The sequence below is a fragment of the Arthrobacter sp. zg-Y40 genome (assembly GCF_020731535.1).
Lineage (GTDB): Bacteria > Actinomycetota > Actinomycetes > Actinomycetales > Micrococcaceae > Arthrobacter_B.
Genome location: NZ_JAJFZS010000004.1, coordinates 42815 through 67207 on the forward strand (window position 1 = coordinate 42815; position 24393 = coordinate 67207).

A 24393-nucleotide genomic window follows, 5' to 3' on the forward strand; every position below is an offset into this window, starting at 1 on the left:
TCCCCGGCCAGTCCCGGGCCAGTCCCGGGCTAGGCCCGGACAAGGGCAGCCACCAGGTCCGTCCAGCCCTGCTCAAGCCGCGTCTGGTCCATTCCCGTCTCCCCGCGCAGATGAAGCAGCAGCCCGGCGTCCAGGAACGCCGCCAGCTGGTAGGCGGCAAGTTCGGGGTCCCGCACCGGACCCGCTTCCCGCAGCAACCCGGCCAGATGCGCCACGGCGAGGGCACGGGACGGATTCCGGTAGCGGGTTCGGGGGTCGATGTCGGCTGCCCGGGCCAATTCGCTGTTCACCATAAGGATCGACAGGCGTGCCGAGCCGAAGGCCTGCAACCGGGCGAGTGCCGGCGCGCCGGGCCCCAGCGGCGGCGGACCGGACATCCAGTCCGCGCGGAAACCGGCCTCCACGTGCTCCAGGAGCGCCTGCATCAGTCCTGACCGGCTGCCGAACCGGCGGAAGACCGTCCCTTTGCCCAATCCCGCCCGCTGGGCCAGGGCTTCCATGGTCAGCGCATCGGCGCCGCCTGCCGCCACGAGTTCCCGGGCCTCCTCCAGCAGGCGGAGCCGGTTGCGCTCCGCATCCCCGCGGATGCCGGACGGTACGGGATTGCTTGCCTCCATCGCGCAAGTGTAACCCGGAGGGAATATATCCGGACCGTGGTCCGTTTAAGCGATCGAAGACAGAACCGCGTTCGTGCCTGGGGGAATCGGCACGGCCTAGACAGGAGTTCCCTATTTTGAGCACCACCATCCTGACCCTCGTCGGAAGCCTCCGCGCCGGATCCATCAACCGCCAGCTCGCCGAAGTGGCCGCAAGCGGTGCCCCTGAGGGCGTTGAGGTGAAGGTATTTGACCGGCTGGGCGAGATCCCCTTCTACAACGAAGACATCGACGCCGAGGGTCTTGTCCCCGAACCCGCACTGGCACTGCGTGAAGCGGCTGCTGTCTCCGACGGCCTGCTGCTGATCAGCCCGGAATACAACGGCACCATGCCCGCAGTACTGAAAAACGCCATCGACTGGCTGTCCCGCCCCTTCGGCGCCAGCGCCGTGTCCGGAATGCCGACCGCCGTCATCGGTGCGGCCTTCGGCCAGTACGGCGGCGTATGGGCCCAGGATGATGCCCGGAAGTCCGTGGGTATTGCCGGAGCACGCGTCGTGGAGGAAGTACGCCTGGCGATTGGCGGCTCCGTTACCCGCTACGCGGAAATCCACCCCAAGGACGACCCCGAGACAGTGGCCCAGCTCAATGAAGCCGTCCGCGTCCTCGCCGAGGCTTCCATTTCCGTAGCCTAGGCGTCAAAACCGGCACCCTTCGCAGGACAAACGCAGAAAGGGACGGACCCACATGGTCCGTCCCTTTCTGCGTTTCTGCCGCACCGGTCCAGCGGACCCCGGCGCCTCAATACCAGGCCTGATCCGCCCACGCAGCATCCCGCAGATATTCGCGGGCCGGCCCAACATTCCACGCTTCACCGAAGGGTTCCAGCAGTCCGCTGTCCTTCATATCGGCCAGCAGATCTTCCGAGCAGCCCAGGACCAGACCCAGGTCTTGGGCGTCTGCCACCACTACCTCTTCTTGTTCGGCCACAGGCTGGGCCCCCTTCCCAATTGTGCGCACGTTTCAGCGCTTATCCAGCAGTACTGATTCCCGTTCCGGGCTCCAGGTGCGTGCGTACAGCCCCATGGCGGCTTCTTCCCGCAGGCTGAGACCAAGGCGGTTGAGGAGCATATGGGCTTGATATACCGTCAAGTGCTGGGCGCTACGGCTCAGCCGGGCCTTGTCCGCCCGGTAGAGGTAAGTGTCGATGCCGCGGAACCACCGGCGGCGCCAGTTTTCAACCGCCGATTCTGCTGCAGTGGCTGCCATCAGCCGGTGCGTCGGCATTACCTTGGCGCCTACCTGAACCGTCATTGCCTGCCGCACGCCTGCCGCCCGGGGGCCAAAACCGGCGGTGCAGCTGCGCAGGTGGCTGTCCCAGTAGTAGTCCCAGGACAAACGGCGCCGGTCCGGCCAGGCCGAGGCGCGGGGGCCCTTCATCATGCTCCGTGCCGCGTCGAAGAGCAGCAGCGACCCGAGCGCCCACCGGTTTTGGACCTTGGGGAAACGCGCGGTTGCCCAGCTGGCCAGATCCGAGGAAAGTTCAAATACTTCTTCGGCGAGGGACAGCCCCTCCACCCCGCCGTACTTTGCGAGGTCCGCTTCGATCCGCGGGTCCTGAGGCTCTCCGCCGCCCGGGCTCAGCCGGTCGGTGGCGGGTTCAGTGAGCTGCTGGCTGGTCTCCAGATGGCCGATCACTCCGCTGGATTGTTCCTGCAGGGCCGGCAAAAGCGACTGCAGCCGGTCCAAGGTCTCGGTGGTTGCCAGCACCCGCATCTTTACGTGCGCAAAGGCCGGATCCGAGCACCGGGTGAAATACCAGCGCTGGGCTCCCAGGACCTGCGCCTGCGCCGCCAGCGGGGTAACCAATTCTCCAATGATGCCGTCCGCTACATCGAAGCCCCCGGTATGGATGGAGAGTGACCACCAATGAGTGCCGGTTTGCGTCCGTGAGGCTGGTCGAACTGCAGCTAGCTGGCTCATGTGGATCTTTCCCCTCGGGGTTGGTTACCGCCGCTGGGGCGGGCCTGCATTGTTGTTATTTCCTGTGTTCGGCCCCTCGGGGGCCGATGGTTAGAACCAATCCCAGCTCTTCATGATTGCTGTCCCCCTTGAATCTCTTGGCTGTTGCTCAGCCGGCACCTTGATTTGACTCCGAAAGCTTCCCCCGCCGCTGACGCGTCTGTAAATAGGCTCCGCTGCCCTGTTCCGGACATGGCCGCTTCCGGCACCAGAACCCGGCATACCCGTGCCGAAATCGGACGCCTGAACGGGCATGCCCCACCTCTGCTTCCTGTACCGGCCGCGCCGCCGTCGTTGGCATTAACCGGACATGTCCGACTTTCCACAGTGTGTTGGCGACATAAAGCACTTTCGTAACGAGCGGACCGGAAACATGCTGTGCTGGGTAGGGTAGCCGTGGGGGCTTCAGCTTGCTGCTTTGAAAGGATTCGCCGTGCTGTCTCAGGTTTCGCTGGACGTCTACCGATTTGCCGTCAGCCGTCCCGGATGGACGGCTGAAGATGCATCGGAGGCACTGGGATACACCAGCCGCTCCATTGACGCGGCCATCGCCGAACTGACCTCCCGGTGCCTGCTGCTGGCGCAGGCTGCGGACTGCCCCAGCTACACCGCCGTTTCCCCTGACGTGGCACTGGCCGAACTGGTGGATCCGGACGAGCGGGCACTGCTGCAGCTGCGCGGCCGGATCAATTCCCGGCGCCGGGAAATGGCCGCCCTGACCCCCGCCTATGTGGAGGCACGCAAGCGGCTCGCGGCGGATTCCTCGGTGGAGGTGGTGGAGGACCAGGACAAGGTCCAGCGCGTGCTGATCGAATACGGGCGCAGCGCCACGGACCGCGTCCTGATTGCCCGCCCGGGCCAGGGGGCAAATGCAGACATCCACGAAGAGAGCGTGCAGAAGGACCTGGACCTGCTGCGCAGCGGCGTCCAGCGGCAGACGCTCTACCACTCCAGCACCCGGGACCACGTTCCCACCCGCAAGGCGGTGGAAACCATCACCGCGGCCGGCGGCCAGTTCCGCACACTTCCCTACATGCCGCTGCGGACACTGATTTTTGATGAAAAGGTCGCGGTGGTTGCCCGCCAGCTGCACCCCGGAGACGTTGCCGGCCTGGTCATCCGCGATCCCAACCTCATCCGCATCTTTGGGCTGCTGTTCGAGTTCGCCTGGGGCCTTGCCGAGCCGTTTCTCACGGAGAATCCGGCCCGGGACGAGCTGACCAGCACCCAGCGCTCGGTCCTGACCGCCCTGGCCGCCGGATATTCCGATGAAGCCATCGCCCGCCGGGTGGGTATCAGCGTCCGGACGTGCCGCCGGCACATTGCCTGGATGCTGGAGGAACTCGGGGCCGAGAGCCGGTTCCAGGCCGGAATCAAGGCCCACAAGGCCGGATGGATCTAGGGATGGGAACCTAGATCCAGCCAACCGTGTATGAAACAGCCGTTGCATAGAGGTCAACACCCGGGGTTAGCATGGGTGCCATGACCCGCGAGGAATTCTCCGATGCCGTAGAACTGCCCGTAGACACCATGGCCGCCCTGGAGCGGGCCGCCGGTGCGCACCGCCATGAGATGCTCTTCTCCAACCGCGCCTTCCACATCAAGCAGTCCGCGGTGCGGGACGTTTTCGACATTTCCATCCGGCCCGGGCTGATTTCCCTCGCCGGCGGCAGCCCTTACCTGCGCTCCCTGCCCCTGGAAGACCTGGGCGAGACCGCCCGGAACATCATTGCCCGGCACGGACTGGAGGCACTGCAGTACGGCGGCGGACAGGGCATGGAGGACCTGCGGAGGCAGGCCTGCAGGGTGATGGCAGCCGAGGGCATCCTCGACGCCGACCCGGCGGACATTGTGATCACCACGGGCTCCCAATCCGCCCAGGATGTCGCCGCGAAGGTGTTCTGCGATCCCGGCGACGTCATCCTCTGCGAGGACCCCACCTACGTCGGCGCCCTGAACGCGTTCGAGGCCTACGAGGTGGACGTCCAAACGGTCCCGATGGACGACGACGGCCTGCTCCCTGAGGCGCTGGAGCAGCGGATTGGCCAACTGCGCGCCGAGGGCAAAACCATCAAGCTGCTCTACACGATCCCCAGTTTCAACAATCCCAGCGGAGTCACGCTCAGCGCCGAACGGCGGCAGCTGGTGGTGGACATCTGCCGGCGGAACAACATCCTTGTTTTGGAGGACAACCCGTACGGCCTGCTGCGGTTCGACGGCGAACCCCTGGCACCCATGCGGGCCGGGAACCCCCAGGACGTGCTGTACCTGGGCTCGTTTTCGAAGATTTTCGCCCCCGGGGTCCGGCTTGGCTGGGCCCTGGTTCCCCGCCACCTCTACCGGCGGTTCTACCTTGCCTGCGAAGCCGTGGTGCTCTGCCCCTCACCGCTGACCCAGATGCTGGTCTCGGCCTACCTGCGCGACTACGACTGGATGGGCCATGTGAAGGATTCGCGGGCCCTTTACGCCGACCGCTGCGCCTCCATGCTCGCCGCCCTGGACGAGCACATGCCCGAGGGGGTTACCTGGACGCGGCCGGACGGCGGCTTCTTCATCTGGGTGACGCTGCCGGAGGGCGTGGACACCTATCCGCTGCTCTATGAAGCGATCGACGCCGGCACGGTCTTTATCCCCGGAGCTGCATTCACGCCCGGCGAGGGTCCGTCCAACAAGCTTCGGCTGGCCTTCAGCGCGGTGTCGTCGGAAGACATCGGCGAAGGGATCCGCCGGCTGGCCCCCATCCTCGTCAGCGCCGTCGGATCCGCCAAGGTCCGCTAGCGGCAGGCACGGTTCAGCGTCAGTCCAGCAGCAGTGCCGGTTCCTCGAGGATCGAGGCGACGTCGGCGATAAAGCGGGCCGAAAGGTCGCCGTCGACCACCCGATGGTCAAAGGAACCGCCCAGCGTGGTGACCCAGCGCGGGACCACCGCTCCGTCCACCACCCACGGCTTCTGCTTGATGGTCCCGAAGGCGACAATCGCCACCTCGCCCGGGTTAATGATGGGCGTGCCGGTGTCCAGGCCCAGCGAACCGAGGTTGGTGACGGTCATGGTGCCGCCCTGCATGTCCGCCGGGGGCGTCCGTCCTTCCCGCGCCGTGGCCGTCAGGTTGTTAAGCGCGACGGCGAGCTCCTTCAGCGATAGGTCCTGGGCGTCCTTGATGTTCGGCACCATCAGTCCGCGCGGGGTGGCAGCGGCAATACCGAGGTTCATGTAGTGCTTCACGAGGATCTCTTCCCCGGCCCACGCGGCGTTGACGAGCGGGTTGCGGGCGGCGGCCCAGATGACTGCCTTAGCCAGGACCAGCAGCGGAGAAACCCGGATCCCCTCAAAGTCCCGGGAGGCCTTCAGCCGCTTCACGAACTCCATGGTCCGGGAGGCATCCACGTCCACGAAGATGCTCGCGTGCGGTGCGCTGAAGGCACTTTCCACCATGGCGCGCGCGGTGGCACGGCGCACGCCCTTGACCGGAATGCGTTCGATCCGCGCATCGGCTGCTCCGGTGCCGGTTGTGCCGAACGTCCCGGCGGATTCCGGCGCCTGGCCACGCCGGGCCTGGAAGCCCATCAAGTCCTGCTTGGTAACTTCACCGCTTGCTCCGGTGGCGGGCACCTCGGCAAGGTCGATGCCCAGGTCCTTTGCCGCCTTGCGCACCGGCGGCTTGGCAAGGACCCGCTGGACCAGCCGGTTGACCCGGTCCTGGACGGCGGTGGCGGCCGTCTCAACTGCGGCCTCAACGGGGGCCTTTGCCACCGTTTCTGCAGCAGCAGCCGGGGCCGCGGGTGCGGCCGGACGGCGGCGCTCCCGGCGGCGGACGGCGTCGGGCTTGGGGCCGGTGCCGGTGAGCGAGGCGGCGGGCGCCTCCCCCGTTTCAGGTGCCGGGGCGGCAGACGCTGCCGGGGCGGCAGCCGGTTCCGGGGCAGACGCTGCCGGGGCGGGGGCAGATGCTGCACCTGGCGCGCCCACGGTGACGCTGATGATGGGCGTCCCCACGTCAACCGTTTCGCCTTCGGCCACCATCAGGGCGGAGACCGTTCCGGCGTACGGTGAGGGAAGCTCAACCAGCGACTTGGCGGTTTCGATTTCCACGATGACGTCGTTGACGGCAACCGTGTCGCCCGGCTGCACCTTCCACTGCACAATGTCGGCCTCGGTCAGGCCTTCGCCAACGTCCGGCAGGTTGAATGTCTTTTCAGTCATGGCTTCTCGATCTTGTATGGGCTGCTGATGGGCGCAGCTAAAGGGGGCGGGCCGGGTTCCGACGCGGGGTCCGTCAGTAGGAGAACGAGCGGTCCAGCGCCTCCAGCAGGCGGTCAATGTCCGGGAGGTAGTGTTCTTCGACCTTGGCCACGGGGTAGGGCATGTGGAACCCGCCCACGCGGAGCACGGGAGCTTCCAGGGAGAGGAACGCCCGCTCGGTCACCCGGGCGGCAATTTCTCCGCCGATGCCGCCGAAGGTGGGTGCCTCGTGCGTGACGATCAGCCGGCCGGTCTTCTTCACCGATTCGGTAACCGTGTCGAAGTCGATCGGCGAGATGGACCGCAGGTCCACCACCTCCACGGAACGGCCGTCCTCCTCCGCCGCGGCTGCGGCCGCCAGCGCCACCGGGACCAGCGGGCCGTAGGCGACGATGGTGGCATCGGTGCCTTCCCGCACGATGTGTGCGGAGAAGGGGTCCGACGTCGGCGCCGAGGTATCCACCTCGCCCTTGAGCCAGTACCGGCGCTTGGGTTCGAAGACGATCACCGGGTCCTTGCAGGCCACGGCCTGCTGGATCATCCAATAGGCGTCCTGCGGGTTCGACGGCGTAATGATGCGCAGCCCGGCCGTGTGCGCGAAGAGTGCTTCCGGCGATTCCGAGTGGTGCTCGATGGAACCGATGCCGCCGCCGTAGGGAATCCGGATGACCACCGGCGCGCTGAGCGCACCCTCGCTGCGGGAGTGCATTTTCGCCAGCTGGGTGGTGATCTGGTTAAAGCCGGGGAAAACGAAACCGTCGAACTGGATTTCACAGACAGGCAGGTAACCGCGCAGCGCCAGGCCGATGGCGGTACCGATGATCCCCGATTCAGCCAACGGCGTGTCCATCACCCGGTCCCGGCCGAAGTCCGCCAGCAGCCCTTCCGTGATCCGGTAGACCCCGCCGAGGGCGCCGATGTCCTCACCCATCAGCAGCGAGTTCGGGTGGCTTTCCAGCGCGGCGCGCAGTCCGGCGTTGATGGCCTTAGCCATGGTCATGGTGCTCATGCAGTCTGCTCCCGGGAAGCGGAGGTGGTGTCGGTGTCGGTGTCGGCGGCCGTGTCGGTGTCGGTGTCGGCGAAGCCGGCTTCGTACCGGCGATGGGCGTCCAGTTCCTCGCGTACCAACGGGTGTGCTTCGGCGTATACATCGGCGAAGGCGTCTTCGAAGCCGGGTGCCTCCATCTGCTGCACGTTCTCGCGCAGCCGGACGGCCATGTTGGCGCCTTCCTTCCGCAATTCGGCGAAGAAGGCATCGCCGGCCAGCCCCTGGCTGCGCAGGAACTTTTCCATCCGCAGCAGTGGATCCCGGTCCAGCCAGGCTTCCTCGTCCGCGCTGACCCGGTATTTGGTGGGGTCGTCCGCCGTCGTATGGGCACTCATGCGGTAGGTGAAGGCCTCGATGAGGACCGGACCGCCGCCGGACCGGGCGTGTTCCAGCGCCCAGCGGGTCACCGCGTGGACGGCCAGGACGTCGTTGCCGTCCACCCGTACTCCCGGGAAACCGTAGCCCTGCGCGCGGTTGGCCAGCGGGATCCTGGACTGGACCTCGGTGGGAACGGAAATGGCCCAGTGGTTGTTCTGGCAGAAGAACACCACCGGCGCGTTGTACGAGGCGGCGAACACCATGCCCTCGTGCACGTCGCCTTCGGAGCTCGCGCCGTCGCCGAAGTAGGCCACGGTGGCCGCCTCGGGGAGCTTCGGGTCCACGAGCCGGTCACGCGCCATACCCATCGCATAGCCGACGGCGTGAGGCACCTGTGCGGCCAGCACGAGCGTATAGAGGTGGAAGTTCGCTTCCCGCGGATCCCAGCCGCCGTGGGAGATGCCGCGGAAACGGCGCAGCAGATGCGCCAGCTCCAGTCCGCGGGTATAGGCGACGCCGTGTTCCCGGTAGGTGGGGAACACATAGTCCTGGGGCAGCAGGGCACGGCCCGAACCGATCTGCGCACCTTCCTGGCCCGTGAGCGGCACCCACATCACCAGTTCGCCCTGGCGCTGAAGGGCCGTGGCCTCTTCGTCAAAGCGGCGCACCAGGAACATGTCCCGGTAGAACCCGCGCAGCTCCTCGGGACTCAGGTCCTGCACGTAGCTGCTGTAGGCCTCATCCTGCCGGAGCTCGCCGTCAATGGTGAGCAGCTGGACCATGTCCGGGACAGGGTTGTCCTCGGGAGCACCCATCAGGGATTGCTCAAGTCCGGCAGCGTTGAACTCGCTTGCCGGCAGGTGTCCTACGTCCATGCCTGCTCCTCGCCTGGACGGCAAAAGCCGCGCCCGCGCTAGAAATATGCCTCGTCGGGAATACATTCCCTGTTTTGCATATGTGTGGAAGTTACTTCCCACAGCCTAACGACGGCGCGGCTTTTGACCCTACTTAGGACCCGCTAGGAAACCCGCGGCCCTTTTGTATAGGTTGCACATAGCTCCAGGAACCGGGTGTTTGCCTCTTCCTCGCCGATGGTCACGCGCACACCCTCGGTTCCGAAGGCCCGCACCGCCAGGGCCTGCTGCTCTGCCATTGCTGCAAACTCGGGGGTGTTCTCGCCCAATTCCAACCACACGAAGTTTCCCTGGGCCGCCGGAATCTTCCATCCAAGGCCCTGCAGGCCCTCCACGACGCGGGTCCGTTCCGCGACCAGTCCTTGTATCCTCTCCACAAGTTGGTCGTGGTGGCGGAGGGACGCAATGGCTGCCTGTTCAGCGATGGTGGAGACCGCAAACGGGACGGCGGCCACGCGCAGGTGCTCCGTGATGTGCGGGTGGGATACCGAGTAGCCCACCCGCAGTCCTGCCAGCCCGGCACCCTTGGAGAACGTGCGAAGGACCACCACGTTGGGACGGTTGCGGTACATGTCGATGCCGTTGACGGCGGCCGGGTCACGCACGAAGTCTTCATACGCTTCGTCAATCACCACGATGATGTCGGACGGGACCCGGTCGAGGAAGGCCTCCACCTGTGCGGTGGTCAGGACCGGCCCGGTGGGGTTGTTCGGGGTGCACAGCAGAATGACCTTGGTGTTTTCGGTAATGGCCGCGGCCATTGCGTCGAGGTCGTGGGTCCCGTCTGCCTGCAGCGGAACCTGCACGCTTGCGGCTCCGGCCAGGCCCACGCTGATGGGGTACGCCTCGAAGGAACGCCAGGCATAGATGACCTCGTCGGCTGTTCCGTCCGGGTTCCGTCCGGCGAAGGTGGCCAGGAGTTGGTTCAGTGCCCCCAAGCTGCCTCCGCCGGTGACGATGTCTTCGGCGGGAATGTCCAGGAAGGCAGAGAGTTCGTTGCGCAGTTCCGTGGAAAGCGGGTCCGGGTAGCGGTTGACCGTGGCATGGTCATTGATCGCGTCCAGGACGGCGGGCAGCGGAGCGTAGGGGTTTTCGTTGGAGGAAAGCTTGTAGCTCTCCAGCCCATTGACGACCACCGGCGGCTTGCCCGCCTTGTACTGCGGCAGTTGGCCCACGATGGGCCGCGGGGAGATGCCGATGGCGGGAAGTACAGCTGCGTCGGTGTCATTCTCGGTAGTGGTCATGGCGTTAACAGTAATGGTCCGGCATCTGCCAGCATGGGTGCATGGTCACACTGTTTCTGCGGATTGTCCTGAACGCCATTGCCCTTTGGGTAGCCAGCTGGCTTCTTCCCGGCCTGACACTGACCTCGGAAACGGGCGGCATGACAGGAAACCCGACCCTGGACACGGTCCTGGCCTACCTTTTTGTCGGCTTGATCTTCGGTTTGGTCAACGCCCTGGTCCGCCCGATTGCGCAGGGCCTGACCCTGCCCCTGGCCATCCTGACGCTCGGGCTTTTCCGGATCATCATCAACGCCGCCATGCTCGAACTCACGGCATGGCTGAGCAGTTACACTCCCATCCGTTTCGAGGTGGATTCCTTCTTCTGGACGGCCATTTTCGGGGCGGTCATCATCAGTGTTGTGTCCATGGTGCTGGACACCGTGACCGGCGCGCGGGGGCGCAGCCGGCGCTAGCGGCCGACGCTAGCTGTATTCAGGCACCACGTTAGTTACATGGGTGATGGGCGTTTGCCGGCCTGGTTTTCTATGTTGTGACTTCGCTCTAACACTGCTGGAGGCAATGGCGTGATCAGATCTGGAAGCTGGATCGTACCTGCGAGTAACCACAGATTCTCCTTACTGGTATCGCCTCCTCCTGTCGATCAGGCTCGGCTTGTAGAGGCCTTCATGGCATCTCGAGGCCAACCCGAGCCTGATCCTCTCCAAGATTTGGGACTGCAGGTGGTCACGGGCATTTGGGGAGGGCCAGTGCTAATCAATCTGGAAGTATTGAGCGAGGCACCCACGTTGCTTACACATGATCATTGGGAAGATGTCGAGGAGACATCAGTCAAGCTCGGTGAAGGCACGCTCACTCTGGGTAATGACGAAGTCAGGTCGATAATGATCGGTTCACTGGAGAGTCAGGACCATCATCGGTACAGATTCCGTATCTACTCCTCCGGTCGGGACATCAACCGAGACCAAATAGTAGAGGAGCCCAGTGAACGCTACCTCCTCCAGTGCTGGCCGGAACCGTTGGGTCGACCTCCGTTAGTTTTTCGGAGCGGCTCATCGTACGGCGGCGGCAATTATGAACCTCGCAGTTTGACGGCGAAGATGCTCCACGACCCGCAAGTTGTGGAGAGCTTTGAGTGAAGACCTCTTAGTTTCGGGTGTGTAGTAACCACCAAATCCAAGAGGTCTTCACCTATTTGCCGTGTAACTAACGTGCTGTCTGAGTACAGCTAGCGGCCGGCACTACCGTCCGCAGCGCTCCGGCGGTCATCTGTTGGACGGGAGCCGGCTGAACGGCGGGGTAGGCGTTGAAACGTCCGCGGGTGCGGCTACCCGGGCAGGGGGACGTGCAGGCAGCGGTTCCCGCTCAAAGCGGTACAAGTGCCTGGTGGCCTGGCCCGCCCCCACCGCCAGGGACAGCGATCCCAGCGCGGTCCGCACCGAAGCATCGTCGCTGGCATCCGCGAGCGCCGCACCGTCGAGGTAGTTCTCCAGCCGGTGCGCCGGGCCCAGGCCGGCCGGCTCCCCTTCGGGGGTGGCAACCGGATCCGTCAGGGTCAGGGTGACCCGGTCCGGGGTATCCGGATTGGGCATGCTGTCTATCCCCGGGACCCAGTCCCGTTCGTGCTCCAGGTGCAGGGCCGGCACACCCGGCGGGAGGTTGGCCGTGCCGGTGGGGCTGCCGGCCGTCAGCACAAAGTCCACCTGATACTGGCTTCCGGTGGCGAGGAACGCTGCGACATTGGCGGCATGGTCTCCGCCCTGGCTGTATCCGGACAGCACCACGGAATCGCCGGCTTCCGCGTTAGCCTGCCGGAGTGCTTCCGCCACGGCAGCGGCAACATACTGGCTTTCGCGGCCCCGGGCCTCCCCCATTCCGGCGAGGTCAAACGGCACGGATCCCCCGTCGGAAAACCAGCCCTGCGTGCCCGGCAGGACGACGACAAAGGTGTTTTTGCCGCCCTCCCCAATACGGAGGACTTCGACCACTCCCGGATCGTTTTCGTCCTTGAGCACCTGCGACCGGGCGAGCAGGCCGGCCGCCGTTCCGTCCAGCCGGATGTTCTCCGGCTTCCCGGGAAGCGCGGTTACCGTCACGGGCCGCAGCTCCGTCACCCCTGCAGTCTTCAGCAGCGCCAGGGCCGCCAGCAGGGCCACTTCGTCAGCCACGGAACCCAATGCGGCCTCCATTTGGCCGCGGGTCGGCACCAGGGTTCCTCCGCTGGCTGGCGCTGCCGGCCAGGGGGACACCTCGCCGGCCCAGGGCATCCGCAGCTGCACCCGACCCTCGGTGGCGGCGTAGCTGCGGGCGCTCTCCCGCACGCCCTCGGTGAGCTCCTCGAGCGCGGCCGCCGATCTCCGCAGGGCGAAAGACGCATCAAGCATCCGTGCCCGGACACGGTCCGCGGTCACGGAGCCGCCTCCCCACGCTCCGGCCTCCAGCCACAGGCCATTGACCCGTTTCTCAAGGTTCCACAGCATGGACGTAGTGGTTCCCAGCCGATCCGCCACCCGTGCAAGATCCTCCAACTGCACCAGAAGTCCGGCCGAACCACCCCTCACCTGGAACGCCGGCTGATCGCGGAAGCTATCCGGAGCCCCGATGGCACCCACCCCGATCAACCTCCCGCGATCATCGCGGCCGGGTCCTGTTCCAGATCTGCGGCGGCCGCCCGCAGCTGGTCCGCCACCCACGGCAGCTCCTGGACAGATGCCGCCAAGGCGTGCCGGAATGCATCTGCAGCAGGCGATACCCAGCGGACACCCGCCGCCGCGGCCACTTCGTCCTCACGTTGGTCCGTTTCCCCGGCGCAGGCCACCAACTGATGCGCGGTCTCCTGTGCATATGCGGCCGCAGCCATTTGATTCATGGGTTCCTCCGCTGTGCTCTTTCAAGTGCCGTGTTAGTGCTGACCGTGCCTGTGCCCGCCCCACTCAAGCTAGGCGCCACAGCTCACCGCCGACGATGACCGGGCGCAGCGGTGGGGACTCCCCCACCCTCCGTCTCCTACCGGAGGCTCTGTGGAGGAGATGCCATCCGACGTCGCCCTCCGGAAAGTCACACACCGGCTCCAACGCACCGGCATGAAAGAATTGCCGCATGGCCGAATCTGAATCCCGTGTATCCCTTGCCTCCGTGACTCCCGCCATCGCTCTGGGCCCCCTGGACGGCCGGTACCGCAGCACCGCAGCACCGCTGGTGGATTACCTGTCCGAAGCCGCCCTGAACCGCGACCGGACCCACGTGGAGGTGGAATGGCTGATCCACCTCACCAGCAACGCCGTCCTTCCCGGCACCGAGCCGCTGAGCGCCCAGCAGCAGCACCAGCTGCGCGAAATCGTCACCGGATTCGACGGCAATTCCGTCACGGAGCTCGGCGAAATCGAGAAGCGCACGGTTCACGACGTTAAAGCCGTGGAGTACTACATTGCGGACCGCCTGGCCGCCGCCGGCATTGAGGACCTCAAGGCACTGGTGCACTTCGGCTGCACCTCCGAAGACGTCAACAACCTCTCCTATGCACTTGGCATCAAGGGCGCCGTGGAGAACGTCTGGCTCCCCGCCGCCCAGCACCTGGTGGACCAAATCGCGGCCATGGCCGAGGACACCCGCAGCGTTCCCATGCTCTCGCGCACGCACGGGCAGCCGGCCACCCCCACTACCCTGGGCAAGGAACTGGCGGTTACCGTGCACCGCCTCTCCCGCCAGCTGCGCCGCATCCGGTACACCGAGTTCCTGGGCAAGATCAACGGCGCCACCGGCACCTACGCAGCCCACTACGCGGCGGTGCCGCAGGCCGACTGGCAGCAGGTGGCACGCAGTTTCGTGGAGGGCCTGGGCCTGACCTGGAACCCGCTGACCACACAGATTGAATCCCACGACTGGCAGGCCGAGCTCTACGCCGACATGGCCCGTTTCAACCGGATCCTGCACAACTTCTGCACCGATGTGTGGAGCTACATCTCTATCGGCTACTTCGCGCAGGTACCCGTGGAAGGCGCCACCGGCTCTTCCACCATGCCGCACAAGGTGAACCCGATCCGCTTCGAAAACGCCGAAGCCAACCTGGAAATCTCCAACGGACTGCTGGACACCCTGGGTTCCACCTTGGTGACTTCCCGCTGGCAGCGCGACCTGACCGATTCCTCTTCCCAGCGCAACATCGGTGTGGCGTTCGGCCACTCCCTCCTGGCCATCTCCAACGTGGCCAAGGGCCTGGAGCGCCTGGATGTGGCAGCGGACGTCCTCGCCGCCGATCTGGACACCAACTGGGAGGTGCTGGGAGAGGCGATCCAGATGGTGATGCGCGCTGAGGCGGTGGCCGGCACACCGGGCATGGAAAACCCGTACGAACGCCTGAAGGACCTCACCCGGGGACACCGGGTGGATGCCGCCCGGATGAAGGAATTTATTGCCGGCCTTGGCCTTCCGGCCGAGGCGGAAGCCCGCCTGCAGGCGCTCACCCCGGGTAAGTACACGGGCATCGCGGAAGAGCTGGTGGACCACCTGTTGTAGCTCGGGCACGCGGCCAGGCCGCCGCACCCCACGGCACTGTCTGACACACGAGAAGGCACGATTTACCGTTTTCCAGCCGAAAACCGGTAAATCGTGCCTTTTCGTTTCCCCGGGGCGGACCGCCCCAGCGGGATCCGGCACCCCGGTCACACCACCAAACCCTTGAATCCGCGACCGCTCACGATATATCGTGATGTTATTGAAGCGCTTCTATGAGACTCAGGTTGATGATCGTGCAACGACCAGTGCGAATGTCTTCGGAAGGAGAAGGCCATGCATAAATTCCATCCCTTTGACACCCCGCAGGAGGCGGCCCAGGAGCCGAACCGCTGCCACCGCGCCCCCGGAGGGCCAGCAGGTTTTGGCGGATTCGGGCCCGGCGGTCCCGGCGGACTCGGCGGCTTTGGACCGGGCGGCCCCCGCGGAGCAGGAGCCATGCCCGGGGGTATGCCGTGGCGGGGCCGCGGCAGGGGCCATCACGGTCCCGGCGGCCGCCGCGCAGGCCGCGGTGATGTCCGCGCGGCCGTCCTGCTGCTGCTCGCCGAGGAACCCATGCACGGTTACCAGCTCATCCAGGCGATCAGCGAACGCACCAATGGCCGCTGGCAGCCCAGCCCGGGCGCCATTTACCCCACGCTTTCACAGCTGGAGGACGAAGGCCTGGTCACCATAGAGGTCCGCGGCGGCCGCAAACTCGCCAGCCTCACCGAGGAAGGGCGGGGCGCCGCCCAGGCCGAAACCGGGGATCCGTTCGGGGATTTCACCGGCGCGCACAGCGGCCCGGACCTGCGCGGCCTGCTGCATGAGCTGGCCGCCGCCACCCGCCAGGTGGGCATGGCCGGGGATCCCGGACAGGTAGCCGCTGCAGCCGCCCTGCTGGGCGAGACCCGGCGGGCCTTGTACCTGATCCTTGCCGGGGAAACGCCCGAAACAGATACTGACGAAACCGGCGATGCTCCCGGCACCCCCGGCGAACCCCGGGACTGAGCCCCGGAAGAGGCGGAACGACGACGGCGGGCCGGGCACTGTGCCCGGCCCGCCGTCGCTTTCTCCACGGAGCTGGCTGCTAGTCCGCGGCAGCGAGCTGGCCGCAGGCGCCGTCGATCTCCTTGCCGCGGGTATCCCGGATGGTGGTGGGGATTCCGGCGTCGAGCAGGTGGTTGATGAACTCCTGGATGACCTCAGGCTCAGGGGAGGTCCAGATGGAGCCGGGCGTCGGGTTCAGCGGAATGGGGTTCACGTGCACCCAGCCGCGGCCGCGGGCGTTGAGCTTCTTGGCCAGCAGGTCCGCACGCCAGGCGTGGTCGTTCATGTCCTTGATCAGGGCATATTCAATGGACACCCGGCGGCCGGTGACGCGGTAGTAGTTGTACGCGGCATCCAGCGCCTCATCCACCTTCCAGCGGCTGTTGACCGGGATCAGCTCATCGCGCAGCTCATCGTCCGGGGCGTGCAGGCTCAGCGCAAAGGTCACCGGGATGTTCTCCTCGGCGAGCTTCTTAATGGCCGGGACCAGGCCCACGGTGGAGACCGTGATGTTGCGCGCGCTCATGCCCAGGCCCTCGGGGACCTCGGCGGCCATGCGGTGCACGGCGTTCATCACGCGCTTGTAGTTGGCCAGCGGCTCCCCCATGCCCATGAACACGATGTTGGTGACGCGCTCGGCGTCGTGGCCGCCGTCGCGCCGCTTGCCGCCCAGGCCGCCTTCCTTGATCACCCGGTTGGCCTGGACAATCTGGTCCAGAATTTCCGCGGTGGACATGTTCCGGGTCAGGCCGGCCTGGCCGGTGGCGCAGAACGGGCAGTTCATGCCGCAGCCGCACTGGCTGGACACGCACAGGGTGATCCGGCCGGGGTAGCGCATCAGCACCGACTCCACCAGGGAACCGTCGAAGAGCCGCCACAGGAACTTGATGGTGTCCCCGTTGTCCGTGGTCAGGCGTTTGACCTCGGTGAGCAGCGGAGGGAACATCTCCGCGGCGATCTCGGCCCGGCGTTCCTTGGGCAGGTCGCTCATGGCCTCGGGGTCGGTGGTGTAGTGCTGGAAGTAGTGCACCGAGAGCTGCTTGGCGCGGAAGCCGGGCAGGCCCAGGGACTTCACCTTCTCCTGGCGCTCGGCCAGCGTCATGTCGGCCAGATGCGCCGGCGGCTGGGAGACGCGCGGCGACTTGAACTGCAGCAGCGGGCGGCCGTCCGGTTCCTTGGCCTGTTCCCAACCCTCCGTGGCAGGGCGGACCTGGGGTCCGGTGGCGGTGGGAAGCGCGCGGGCGGGGCGCTGCTTTTTTGCGGGGGGAATTTCGAGGCTTGACATCGCCACTATTCTCGCACGGTTCGCACGCCCGGAACATTCCTTTTGCCCGTCAGCCACATCACGGAAACACGGTGGAAACCCGCTGCTCCTAGCGTGGGGGCATACCCCTTGGCCGCTGGAGGCAGCATGTCGGATTTGCGACCCTTTTCCGGATTCCGTCCCTACTCGACCCCGCACCTGCGGATCCGCGAAGTGCCCTGGACCAACCCGGTGGGCGCGGACCTGCGCGAAGCCCAGCAGGCCGAACTGGATGCCCGCTACGGCAGCACCGCCCACGATCCGCATCCGCCCGGAGCCGCGGATTCGGCCGTGTTCCTGGTGGCCTACGAGCGGAGCACCGGGCAACCGCTGGGCTGCGGCGGGCTGCGGCGCGTGGATTCCGTGACGGCGGAAATCAAGCGGGTGTACGTCCTGCCCTATGCCCGCGGTTCAGGAGTGGCGACGGCGGTCCTCGCGGCCCTGGAGGCACGCGCCAAGCAGATGGGCTACGCCGTCCTGACGGCCGAAGCCGGATCCGCCCAACCGGACGGCCGCCGCTTCTACGAAAACGGAGGCTACAAAGTGGTGCCGAACTTTGGCGCCTACCTGGGCTCGGACGGTTCCACCTGCTACTCCAAGACCATCGGCGCGGCGGTGCCGTTCTGACCTGCGGTGAAGTCCCGCCGGCGCCTTAGTAGTCGACCCGTCCGGCGGCAGCGGTCCAGGCATCGAAGGGCGCCGTGGCCGGAACGCCGTCCACGGCCAGCTGGTTCACCTGCATGGAGCGGCGCTCCAGCGGCGTTTCGAAGTATTCGTAGAACGCGGCGTCGTCGAAACCCGCGGTGGCGGCGTCGTGCCGGTCGGCGGCGAAGACCACCCGGTCCACCCGCGCCCACAGCGCCGAGGCCAGGCACATGGGGCACGGCTCGCAGCTGGTGTACAGCACGGCCCCGGTGAGGTCGAACGTGCCCAGGGTGGCACAGGCATTGCGGATGGCGGTGACTTCGGCATGCGCGGTCGGATCATTGTTGGCCGTCACCCGGTTTACGCCCTCAAAGGCTGCCCCCTCGGCGGTGACGACGACGGCGCCGAACGGACCGCCGTCGTCGGCTACGTTCGCGGTGGCCAAGCTAATGGCCTGGGACAGGTAGACGTCGTCGGTGGTCAAGTCATCCGTGCTCATGTGGCTTCTCCCGTGGGTCCTGATGCAGTGTCGATGCAGGTATGCCAGGTAGATAACCGGAGATGCCGGCCCGCCTTCGCAGCTGCGAGATTAGCAGTTTTCCGGGCGGCAGCGAATATGGGCGGCGTCACGAACGGACATCCGTTTCCCGTACGGGCCGGGCGGGGGCCTGCACGGCTTCCTCCGGACCGCCTCCTTCAGCTGCCACTGCCTGCCGCTCCCAGCGCGAACCCGGACCTTCCCCGGCTGCTTCGTCTCCCGGGTTGAAGATTCCGCAGCGGTCCAGGGACAGGCAGCCGCACCCGATGCAGGTGTCGAGGGATCTCTGCAGTGTCTGCAGTCCGCGGATCCGCGCAGCCACCAAAGCCGACCAGTCCGCGCTCATGGCGGCCCACTCCGCGCGGCTCGGAGCCCGGTCCGGGGGCAGCACTGACAGGGCGTCGCCCACTTCCTGCAGCGTCAGGCCCATCCGCTGGCCGGCGGAGATGACGGCCAGCCGGCGCAGCACGTGGCGCGGAAACTGCCGCTGGTTCGTGCTGGAGCGGAAGGAACGGATCAACCCGCGCTCTTCGTAATAACGGACCGTTGACACGGAAAGGCCGGCACGTGCCGCCACCTCGCCGATGGCGAGCAGATTGCGCGGGGTGGGTTGGTTCACGGACCCAGTGTTGCAGTGCTCCGCCCCCGACCTGCCAACTGTGACGCGTATTTGACCTCAAGCGCACTTGAGCAGGTTTGCTCGGACCCATGGCCGCCATCCGGGCGGCCCGGAGAAAGGACCGCACATGTTCCGCAGGCAGGCAGCACGGGAAACACTGGAGAACCGCCGGAACCTACCGGGATACGGCCCGGGGCCGGTTCTTGGGCAGCGGCGGAGTCCGGCGAACGCCGGCGCTGTCCTGGCGGCAATGCTGCCCGAGTACGCGTTCTTGCGCTGATTTTTTCCTTCGGCGGGGCCGGTCTTTCCGTTCCGCCGGGCGGGGCTTTCGGCTACCCGTTGTCACGGTCTCCGACCGGTGGGAACGTAAAAAGTACCCGCCCCGAAAGGACCAGCCATGGAACGCATGATTTTCCCCAACCTCCCCGTCGCGGACCTGAAAACCGCCGAGAACTTCTACCTGGGCCTCGGCTTCACCAAAGACCCGCAATTCAGCAATGACCAGGGCACCGCCATGGTCATATCGGACAACATTGTGGTGATGCTGCTGCAGCAGGATTTCTACCAGGGGTTCCTGCCGCAGGGCGACACACCGCACCTCGCTTCCTCCGGCAAGGAAGTGCTGAACTGCCTCAGCTGCGACAGCCGCGACGAAGTGGACCGGTTCCTGTCCGCCTGCCAGACGGGCGGCGGCGCTGTTTATGCCCCGGCGGAGGAGCGGATGCCGGGCATGTACAGCGGCTCCGCCACGGACCCGGACGGCCACGTCTGGGAGTTCCTGTGGATGGACCCGGCCAACACCGGGGAGGCCGAACGAACCTTCGAGGTCTCTTCGAACGCCACGGTGCAGGAGCAGAACCAGGCCCTGTAAGCAACGGTTCCCCAACCCGATGTCCCCTACTTGACGGCACCCATCGACAGTCCTCGCACCAGCTGTTTCTGCGCCACCCACCCGGCCAGGACCACCGGCAGCGACGCCAGGACGGAAGCGGCCGAGAGCTGCGCCAGGAACAGTCCCTCACTGGTCATCTGGGACACCAGGAACACCGGGACTGTGGCGGACTTCCCGGCGGTCAGGATCAGGGCGAAAAAGAACTCGTTCCAGGCGAATATCACGCAGATGAGCGCGGTGGCCGCCAGCCCGGGCGCGACCATGGGCATGAGCACCCGCCACAGCGTTTTCATCAAGCCGGCACCATCCATCTGCGCCGCCTCCAGCACTTCGCCGGGGACTTCCAGGAAGAACGAGCGCATCATCCATACCGCAATGGGCAGGTTCATGGAGGTGTACAGGACCACCAGGGTCCACACGTTGTCCAGCACCTTCAGCTGCCCGGCAATGACGTAGATGGGCATAATCACGGCTACCACCGGCAGCATGCGGGTAGAGATGAAGAAGAACAGCACATCGGATGTCTTTTTCACCGGCCGGATACTCACCGCGTAGGAGGCCGGGACCGCCAGCGCGATCACCAGGATGGTGGAGACCCCGGTAGCGATGGCCGAGTTGGCAAAGTAGCTGCCGGCCCCGCCCGACAGCACCGCCCGGTACTGGTCCAGGGTGGGCGCGAAAAAGAAGACCGGAGGCGACGACGCCGCAGCGGACTCCTGCTTGAAGGAGGTCAGCACCATCCACAGCACCGGGGAGAAGAAGATCAGTGCCAGCACCCAGGTGACGGTGGTGAGGATTGGGCCGGAATTGAACCGGCGGACCGGCTTGCGGACGGTTCGCCCGGAGGGGGCCGGCGTTTCCTTGCCGGCGGGAGTGGGGGCAGCAGTCTGGGTAGCCACGTCGTTAGTCCTTTACGTCGAAGCTTCGGAAGATCAGGCGCAGCGCGAGGGTGGCAACAACCATGGTTGCAATGACCACCACCACGCCCATTGCGGCGGCCTGGCCGACGTCGAAGCCCAGGAACGCGCGCTGGTAAATGTAGAACGGCAGGTTGGCGCTTGCCGTACCCGGCCCGCCTGCGGTCATCAGGTAGATCTGGTCGAAGGTGTTCACCACGTAAATGGCCCCGAGCAGGACGCCCAGTTCGATATACCGGCGCAGCTGGGGAAGGGTGACCGACACGAAGGTCCGCCACCAGCCGGCACCGTCCACCTGCGCTGCTTCGAGCACGTCCTTTGACTGTGCCTGCAGGCCGGAGAGGACCAGCAGCATCATAAACGGGGTCCATTGCCACACCAGCGCCATGAGGATGGAGACGATGGGGTGCTGCGATGTCCAGTCCACCGGCGGGATTCCCACCAGCCCGATCAACCAGTTCAGGAGGCCGTAGCTGGGGTTGAGGATGGAAATGGACCACAGCAGCGAGCTGGCCACCGGCATGATCAGGAACGGGGTGATCAGCAGCGTGCGCACAATCCCGCGGCCGGGAAAGGAGCGGTCCAGCAGCAGCGCAAAGACAATCCCCAGCAGCATTGCGAAAAGCACGCAGCCGACCGTGAAGATGACACTGTTCAGGGCCGCGCCGCGGAACGTGGAATCGGAGAAGATGTCCACGTAGTTGGACAACCCGACAAACTTGTTGCCCTGCGGACGCAGCAGGTTCCAGTTCTGGAGCGAATACCAGAGAGTAAACAGGAACGGGATCTGGGTGACGATCAGGGTGAAGATCAGCGCCGGAAGCAGCGGCAGCCGCCGCCGCCATCCTTCCGCCGATGACATTCCGCCGCCCTGCCGCTCCTCGGCGGCCTTCCGCGCCCGGACCTGCTGGCGGGCTACCAAGGTGGACATCAGCCGCCTCCGTCCTGGTAGCCCTCGGCCACCGTCTCTGCGTAGCTCTGGGACTGCTCAAGTGCTTCCTGCACCGTTTGCTGGCCGGCAATCGCAGCCGAAATCTGCTGGGCCACCCGTGTGCCCAGGTCCTGGAATTCGGGGATGCCGACAAACTGCAGGCCCGTGTAGGGCACCCCCTGGTTCATGCTGTTTTCCTGCGACGCACCCGCCATGGCGTTGAGGGTGGGCTCCGCATAGGCCTCGGCAATCTCGGCGTATTCGGGGATCTCGTAGGTGGAAAGCCGGCTGCCCGGCGGCACCCGCTCCCAGCCGATCTCGTTGCCGACCAGCTTGATGTAGTCCTTATTGGTCATCCAGGACACAAAATCCCAGGCGGCGTCCTTCTGCTCACTGGTCGAAGGAATGGCAAGCGACCAGCTGTACAGCCAGCCGGCGGAGTCCGTTTCCTGGACAGGTGCTGGCGCGTAGCCGGTTTTGCCCACCACCAGTGACGACGAAGGGTCCTCGATAGCGGAAACCATGGCGGTGGCGTCGTACCACATGGCGGTGTTGCCCTGGCTGTACAGGGTCAGGCAGTCCCCGTAGCCGCTGGTGGCCGGTCCAGCCTGCCCGTAGTTCTGCACCAGGTCCACATAATCCGTCACCGCCGCCTCGACCTCAGGGGAGTCCAGGGTGGCGTTCCAGTCCTCGTCGAACCAGCGCCCGCCGTAGGTGTTGATCATGGTGTCCAGCGGGGCCATCACCTCGCCCCAGCCGGCCAGGCCGCGCAGGCACACGCCGCTCATGTCGGCGTCCGGGTCATCCAAAGTTTCGGCGAATCCGCGGATGTCGTCCCAGGTGGGCTGCTCCGGCATGGTCAGTCCGGCTTCTTCAAACAGGTCCTGGCGGTAGGCCACAAAGGAGGACTCACCGTAGAACGGAACCGAATAAAGGTCCCCCTCGTAGCTGAGCGCCTCACGAATGTTCGGCACAAAGTCCTCGGGGTCATACCCCTCGGTGGAATCCGCGTAATCCTGCAGGTTGGTGATCCACCCGTTTTCCGCCCACATGGGCGTTTCGTAATTGGAGATCATCACGACGTCGAATTCCCCGCCCTGAGTCGCCACGGAGGCGGTGATCTTTGCCCGGGCCTCGTTTTCCGGAAGGGATACAAAACTGACATCGATATCCGGATACTGGGCCTTGAATTCATTCTGGAGCGAGATGGCGTCCTGCATCTGCGGGTTCGACACGATAGCCACGACAATTTCCTTGTTGCCCCCGGCGTCCGCGTCGCCGCCGCAGCCGGTGAGCACCAGGCCCGTCACGGCGGCGCAGGCCATAAGCTGCCGGAGCCGGAACTGTTCCCTGCGGCCGGTCCGCCTGCTGGGTGGGAATCCCATATGGTCACCTTTGCTCATTTGAGATATCGGTACCGCTGCGTAGGCCGTGACACTACGTCCAGAGCTCCCGTCCGGGCAAGGCTCCGGACCCGGAAAAAGGAAAAGAATAATCAGCTACGCGGAAACGTAAGTATTCATCACCACTTCGACGGCGCCGTCGAGCGTTTCGGAAGTCAGCCGGACGGTAATACCCGATATGTCCGCCAGGGAAGACAGATGGGTCCCGCCGCAAGGCATGCTGACCGTTCCGTCGGGAAGTTCGCATACCCAGCGCCGCATTCCGGTGAGCAGCTCCGATTCCCGGTCAATGCGCACCTTCGCTCCGGACGCTGTCCACGCCGCAAGGGCCGCATTCACGCCGGCCTCAACGGCAGCCAGATCCGCCAGCAGAGCCTCAGACTGGAAACCTTTGCGGCGCAGCGACTTCCCCAGCCGGTACACGTCCCGCGAGCCGAATTCCCTGATGGCAGTGGTTTCAACAGCCAGCGCGTCGAAGTTCGGGTTGCCCGCGGCGTCGGGCTGGACGTCCTTCTTCCACCCGTGGGCCAGCTGCCGCTTCAGGGCCAGGGACGCCAGGTGGCAGGCGGTATGTCCGGCGGAGATCCCCGCCCGGTAGCCTTCATCGACCCGGAACCGAACCTCGGCGCCTTCGGCGAGGACGGTCCCGGCGGGCAGGATGTGCACCACCGTAAAAGCCCACCCCTCCGTGCCTTTCCGGACCGGAATATCCCGCCCCAGGAACAGTGTGCTGCCGTCGGTGGCGCCCACAATGCAGTCGGCCACCGGTACCTCGGTACCCTCCGGCGTCGTCAGCGTTGCCCGGTCCGGTCCCTGGTCCGGCCATCCCGCATCCACCGGATGCACGGGTGTGGCATCCACCAGGACCGCCAGCCGCCCGTCCGGGAGGGTCTCGGTGTGCAGAACCGTTCCGGCGCCGGTGAGGGCGCCTGCAGGGTAGGTGACGGCGGTATCAGCGGTAGGCATAGTCATCGGCCCACCCTACCGAAGCGGACCGGCCGCAAATGTGAACAGGAGCACAGGATTACGCGGCAGGGAGAATGTGCGGTAAAGTCATAACCACGCCGCGGGGTGGAGCAGTTCGGTAGCTCGCTGGGCTCATAACCCAGAGGTCGCAAGTTCAAATCTTGCCCCCGCAACCAATAAAAAGATCCCGATCCGGATTCCCGGATCGGGATCTTTTGTGTTTGGCCAGCCGCGGGTGGACTGCCCCCCTGGGATAGCG

24 protein-coding genes and 1 tRNA gene are annotated in these 24393 nt (G+C 65.7%); 9 read left to right on the plus strand and 16 right to left on the minus strand.

All coding sequences use genetic code 11. The features are described 5' to 3' along the window. Positions 1-29: 29 nt before the first annotated feature. On the minus strand, positions 30-617 hold the full coding sequence (locus tag LJ754_RS05115) for a TetR/AcrR family transcriptional regulator (RefSeq protein ID WP_227925818.1): 588 nt from the start codon (positions 615-617) through the stop codon (positions 30-32). Positions 618-730: 113 nt separating this feature from the next. On the opposite strand from LJ754_RS05115, the gene LJ754_RS05120 reads away from it, so the two are divergent. Then, on the plus strand, positions 731-1291 hold the full coding sequence (locus LJ754_RS05120; protein ID WP_227926040.1) for an NADPH-dependent FMN reductase: 561 nt from the start codon (positions 731-733) through the stop codon (positions 1289-1291). A 106-nt stretch (positions 1292-1397) separates the two neighbouring features. Here LJ754_RS05120 and LJ754_RS05125 read toward each other — a convergent pair whose 3' ends face one another. Further along, the gene (locus LJ754_RS05125; RefSeq protein WP_227912127.1) at positions 1398-1586 is read right to left on the minus strand and encodes a hypothetical protein; all 189 of its coding nucleotides are present in this window, start codon (positions 1584-1586) and stop codon (positions 1398-1400) included. A gap of 33 nt (positions 1587-1619) precedes the next feature. Further along, complete coding sequence (locus LJ754_RS05130) at positions 1620-2579, minus strand: lantibiotic dehydratase C-terminal domain-containing protein (RefSeq protein WP_227912130.1); 960 nt, start codon at positions 2577-2579, stop codon at positions 1620-1622. Positions 2580-3051: 472 nt separating this feature from the next. On the opposite strand from LJ754_RS05130, the gene LJ754_RS05135 reads away from it, so the two are divergent. Both LJ754_RS05135 and LJ754_RS05140 read left to right on the plus strand, forming a co-directional pair. Beyond that, positions 3052-4020, plus strand: a complete 969-nt coding sequence (locus LJ754_RS05135; RefSeq protein WP_227925819.1) for a helix-turn-helix transcriptional regulator — start codon at positions 3052-3054, stop codon at positions 4018-4020. An 80-nt stretch (positions 4021-4100) separates the two neighbouring features. Then, positions 4101-5396, plus strand: a complete 1296-nt coding sequence (locus LJ754_RS05140) for an aminotransferase-like domain-containing protein (RefSeq protein WP_227925820.1) — start codon at positions 4101-4103, stop codon at positions 5394-5396. Between the two features lie 19 nt (positions 5397-5415). Here LJ754_RS05140 and LJ754_RS05145 read toward each other — a convergent pair whose 3' ends face one another. From LJ754_RS05145 to LJ754_RS05160, 4 genes are all read right to left on the minus strand, one after another. Then, positions 5416-6816: a dihydrolipoamide acetyltransferase family protein gene (locus LJ754_RS05145; protein WP_227925821.1), complete on the minus strand. Its 1401-nt coding sequence runs from the start codon at positions 6814-6816 to the stop codon at positions 5416-5418. A 73-nt stretch (positions 6817-6889) separates the two neighbouring features. Beyond that, positions 6890-7864: an alpha-ketoacid dehydrogenase subunit beta gene (locus LJ754_RS05150; protein WP_227912134.1), complete on the minus strand. Its 975-nt coding sequence runs from the start codon at positions 7862-7864 to the stop codon at positions 6890-6892. Then, complete coding sequence (pdhA, locus tag LJ754_RS05155) at positions 7861-9096, minus strand: pyruvate dehydrogenase (acetyl-transferring) E1 component subunit alpha (protein WP_227925822.1); 1236 nt, start codon at positions 9094-9096, stop codon at positions 7861-7863. The genes LJ754_RS05150 and pdhA overlap by 4 nt, the downstream gene beginning before the upstream one ends. A gap of 143 nt (positions 9097-9239) precedes the next feature. Then, positions 9240-10379, minus strand: coding sequence for a histidinol-phosphate transaminase (locus tag LJ754_RS05160; protein WP_227925823.1), 1140 nt, complete (start codon positions 10377-10379; stop codon positions 9240-9242). Between the two features lie 41 nt (positions 10380-10420). On the opposite strand from LJ754_RS05160, the gene LJ754_RS05165 reads away from it, so the two are divergent. Further along, positions 10421-10834, plus strand: coding sequence for a phage holin family protein (locus LJ754_RS05165; protein WP_227925824.1), 414 nt, complete (start codon positions 10421-10423; stop codon positions 10832-10834). Positions 10835-11644: 810 nt separating this feature from the next. Here LJ754_RS05165 and LJ754_RS05170 read toward each other — a convergent pair. Both LJ754_RS05170 and LJ754_RS05175 read right to left on the minus strand, forming a co-directional pair. Beyond that, complete coding sequence (locus LJ754_RS05170) at positions 11645-12889, minus strand: hypothetical protein (protein ID WP_227925825.1); 1245 nt, start codon at positions 12887-12889, stop codon at positions 11645-11647. A gap of 107 nt (positions 12890-12996) precedes the next feature. Further along, positions 12997-13248, minus strand: coding sequence for a hypothetical protein (locus LJ754_RS05175; protein WP_227925826.1), 252 nt, complete (start codon positions 13246-13248; stop codon positions 12997-12999). Positions 13249-13478: 230 nt separating this feature from the next. On the opposite strand from LJ754_RS05175, the gene purB reads away from it, so the two are divergent. Both purB and LJ754_RS05185 read left to right on the plus strand, forming a co-directional pair. Next, on the plus strand, positions 13479-14894 hold the full coding sequence (gene purB / locus LJ754_RS05180) for an adenylosuccinate lyase (RefSeq protein ID WP_227925827.1): 1416 nt from the start codon (positions 13479-13481) through the stop codon (positions 14892-14894). Between the two features lie 273 nt (positions 14895-15167). Beyond that, positions 15168-15881: a PadR family transcriptional regulator gene (locus tag LJ754_RS05185; protein WP_227925828.1), complete on the plus strand. Its 714-nt coding sequence runs from the start codon at positions 15168-15170 to the stop codon at positions 15879-15881. Between the two features lie 79 nt (positions 15882-15960). Here LJ754_RS05185 and rlmN read toward each other — a convergent pair whose 3' ends face one another. After that, the gene (rlmN, locus tag LJ754_RS05190) at positions 15961-17205 is read right to left on the minus strand and encodes a 23S rRNA (adenine(2503)-C(2))-methyltransferase RlmN (protein ID WP_227925829.1); all 1245 of its coding nucleotides are present in this window, start codon (positions 17203-17205) and stop codon (positions 15961-15963) included. A gap of 126 nt (positions 17206-17331) precedes the next feature. Between rlmN and LJ754_RS05195 the strand changes: the two genes are divergently transcribed. After that, positions 17332-17850 carry a GNAT family N-acetyltransferase gene (locus tag LJ754_RS05195; RefSeq protein ID WP_227912143.1) on the plus strand — a complete coding sequence of 173 codons (519 nt, stop codon included), beginning with the start codon at positions 17332-17334 and terminating at the stop codon, positions 17848-17850. Between the two features lie 25 nt (positions 17851-17875). Here LJ754_RS05195 and LJ754_RS05200 read toward each other — a convergent pair whose 3' ends face one another. Then, a complete protein-coding gene (locus tag LJ754_RS05200; protein ID WP_227912144.1) occupies positions 17876-18367 on the minus strand; it encodes a nucleoside deaminase in 492 nt (163 codons plus the stop codon). Positions 18368-18494: 127 nt separating this feature from the next. After that, positions 18495-19025, minus strand: a complete 531-nt coding sequence (gene soxR, locus LJ754_RS05205; protein WP_227925830.1) for a redox-sensitive transcriptional activator SoxR — start codon at positions 19023-19025, stop codon at positions 18495-18497. A 397-nt stretch (positions 19026-19422) separates the two neighbouring features. Here soxR and LJ754_RS05210 point away from each other — a divergent pair, with 397 nt between their 5' ends. Further along, on the plus strand, positions 19423-19896 hold the full coding sequence (locus LJ754_RS05210) for a VOC family protein (protein ID WP_227925831.1): 474 nt from the start codon (positions 19423-19425) through the stop codon (positions 19894-19896). Positions 19897-19922: 26 nt separating this feature from the next. Here the strand turns inward: LJ754_RS05210 and LJ754_RS05215 are convergent, their stop codons facing one another. From LJ754_RS05215 to LJ754_RS05230, 4 genes are all read right to left on the minus strand, one after another. Beyond that, positions 19923-20714 (minus strand): carbohydrate ABC transporter permease, encoded by a 792-nt coding sequence (locus LJ754_RS05215; protein ID WP_227912414.1) that lies wholly within the window; start codon positions 20712-20714, stop codon positions 19923-19925. A 106-nt stretch (positions 20715-20820) separates the two neighbouring features. Beyond that, positions 20821-21765 (minus strand): carbohydrate ABC transporter permease, encoded by a 945-nt coding sequence (locus tag LJ754_RS05220; RefSeq protein WP_442860149.1) that lies wholly within the window; start codon positions 21763-21765, stop codon positions 20821-20823. Continuing rightward, complete coding sequence (locus LJ754_RS05225; protein ID WP_442860308.1) at positions 21765-23150, minus strand: ABC transporter substrate-binding protein; 1386 nt, start codon at positions 23148-23150, stop codon at positions 21765-21767. Before LJ754_RS05225 ends, LJ754_RS05220 begins: the two co-directional genes overlap by 1 nt. Before the next feature lie 114 nt (positions 23151-23264). After that, a complete protein-coding gene (locus LJ754_RS05230) occupies positions 23265-24140 on the minus strand; it encodes a metal-dependent hydrolase (protein WP_227925832.1) in 876 nt (291 codons plus the stop codon). A 93-nt stretch (positions 24141-24233) separates the two neighbouring features. On the opposite strand from LJ754_RS05230, the gene LJ754_RS05235 reads away from it, so the two are divergent. Then, positions 24234-24310, plus strand: a tRNA-Met gene (locus LJ754_RS05235). Positions 24311-24393 lie beyond the last annotated feature (83 nt).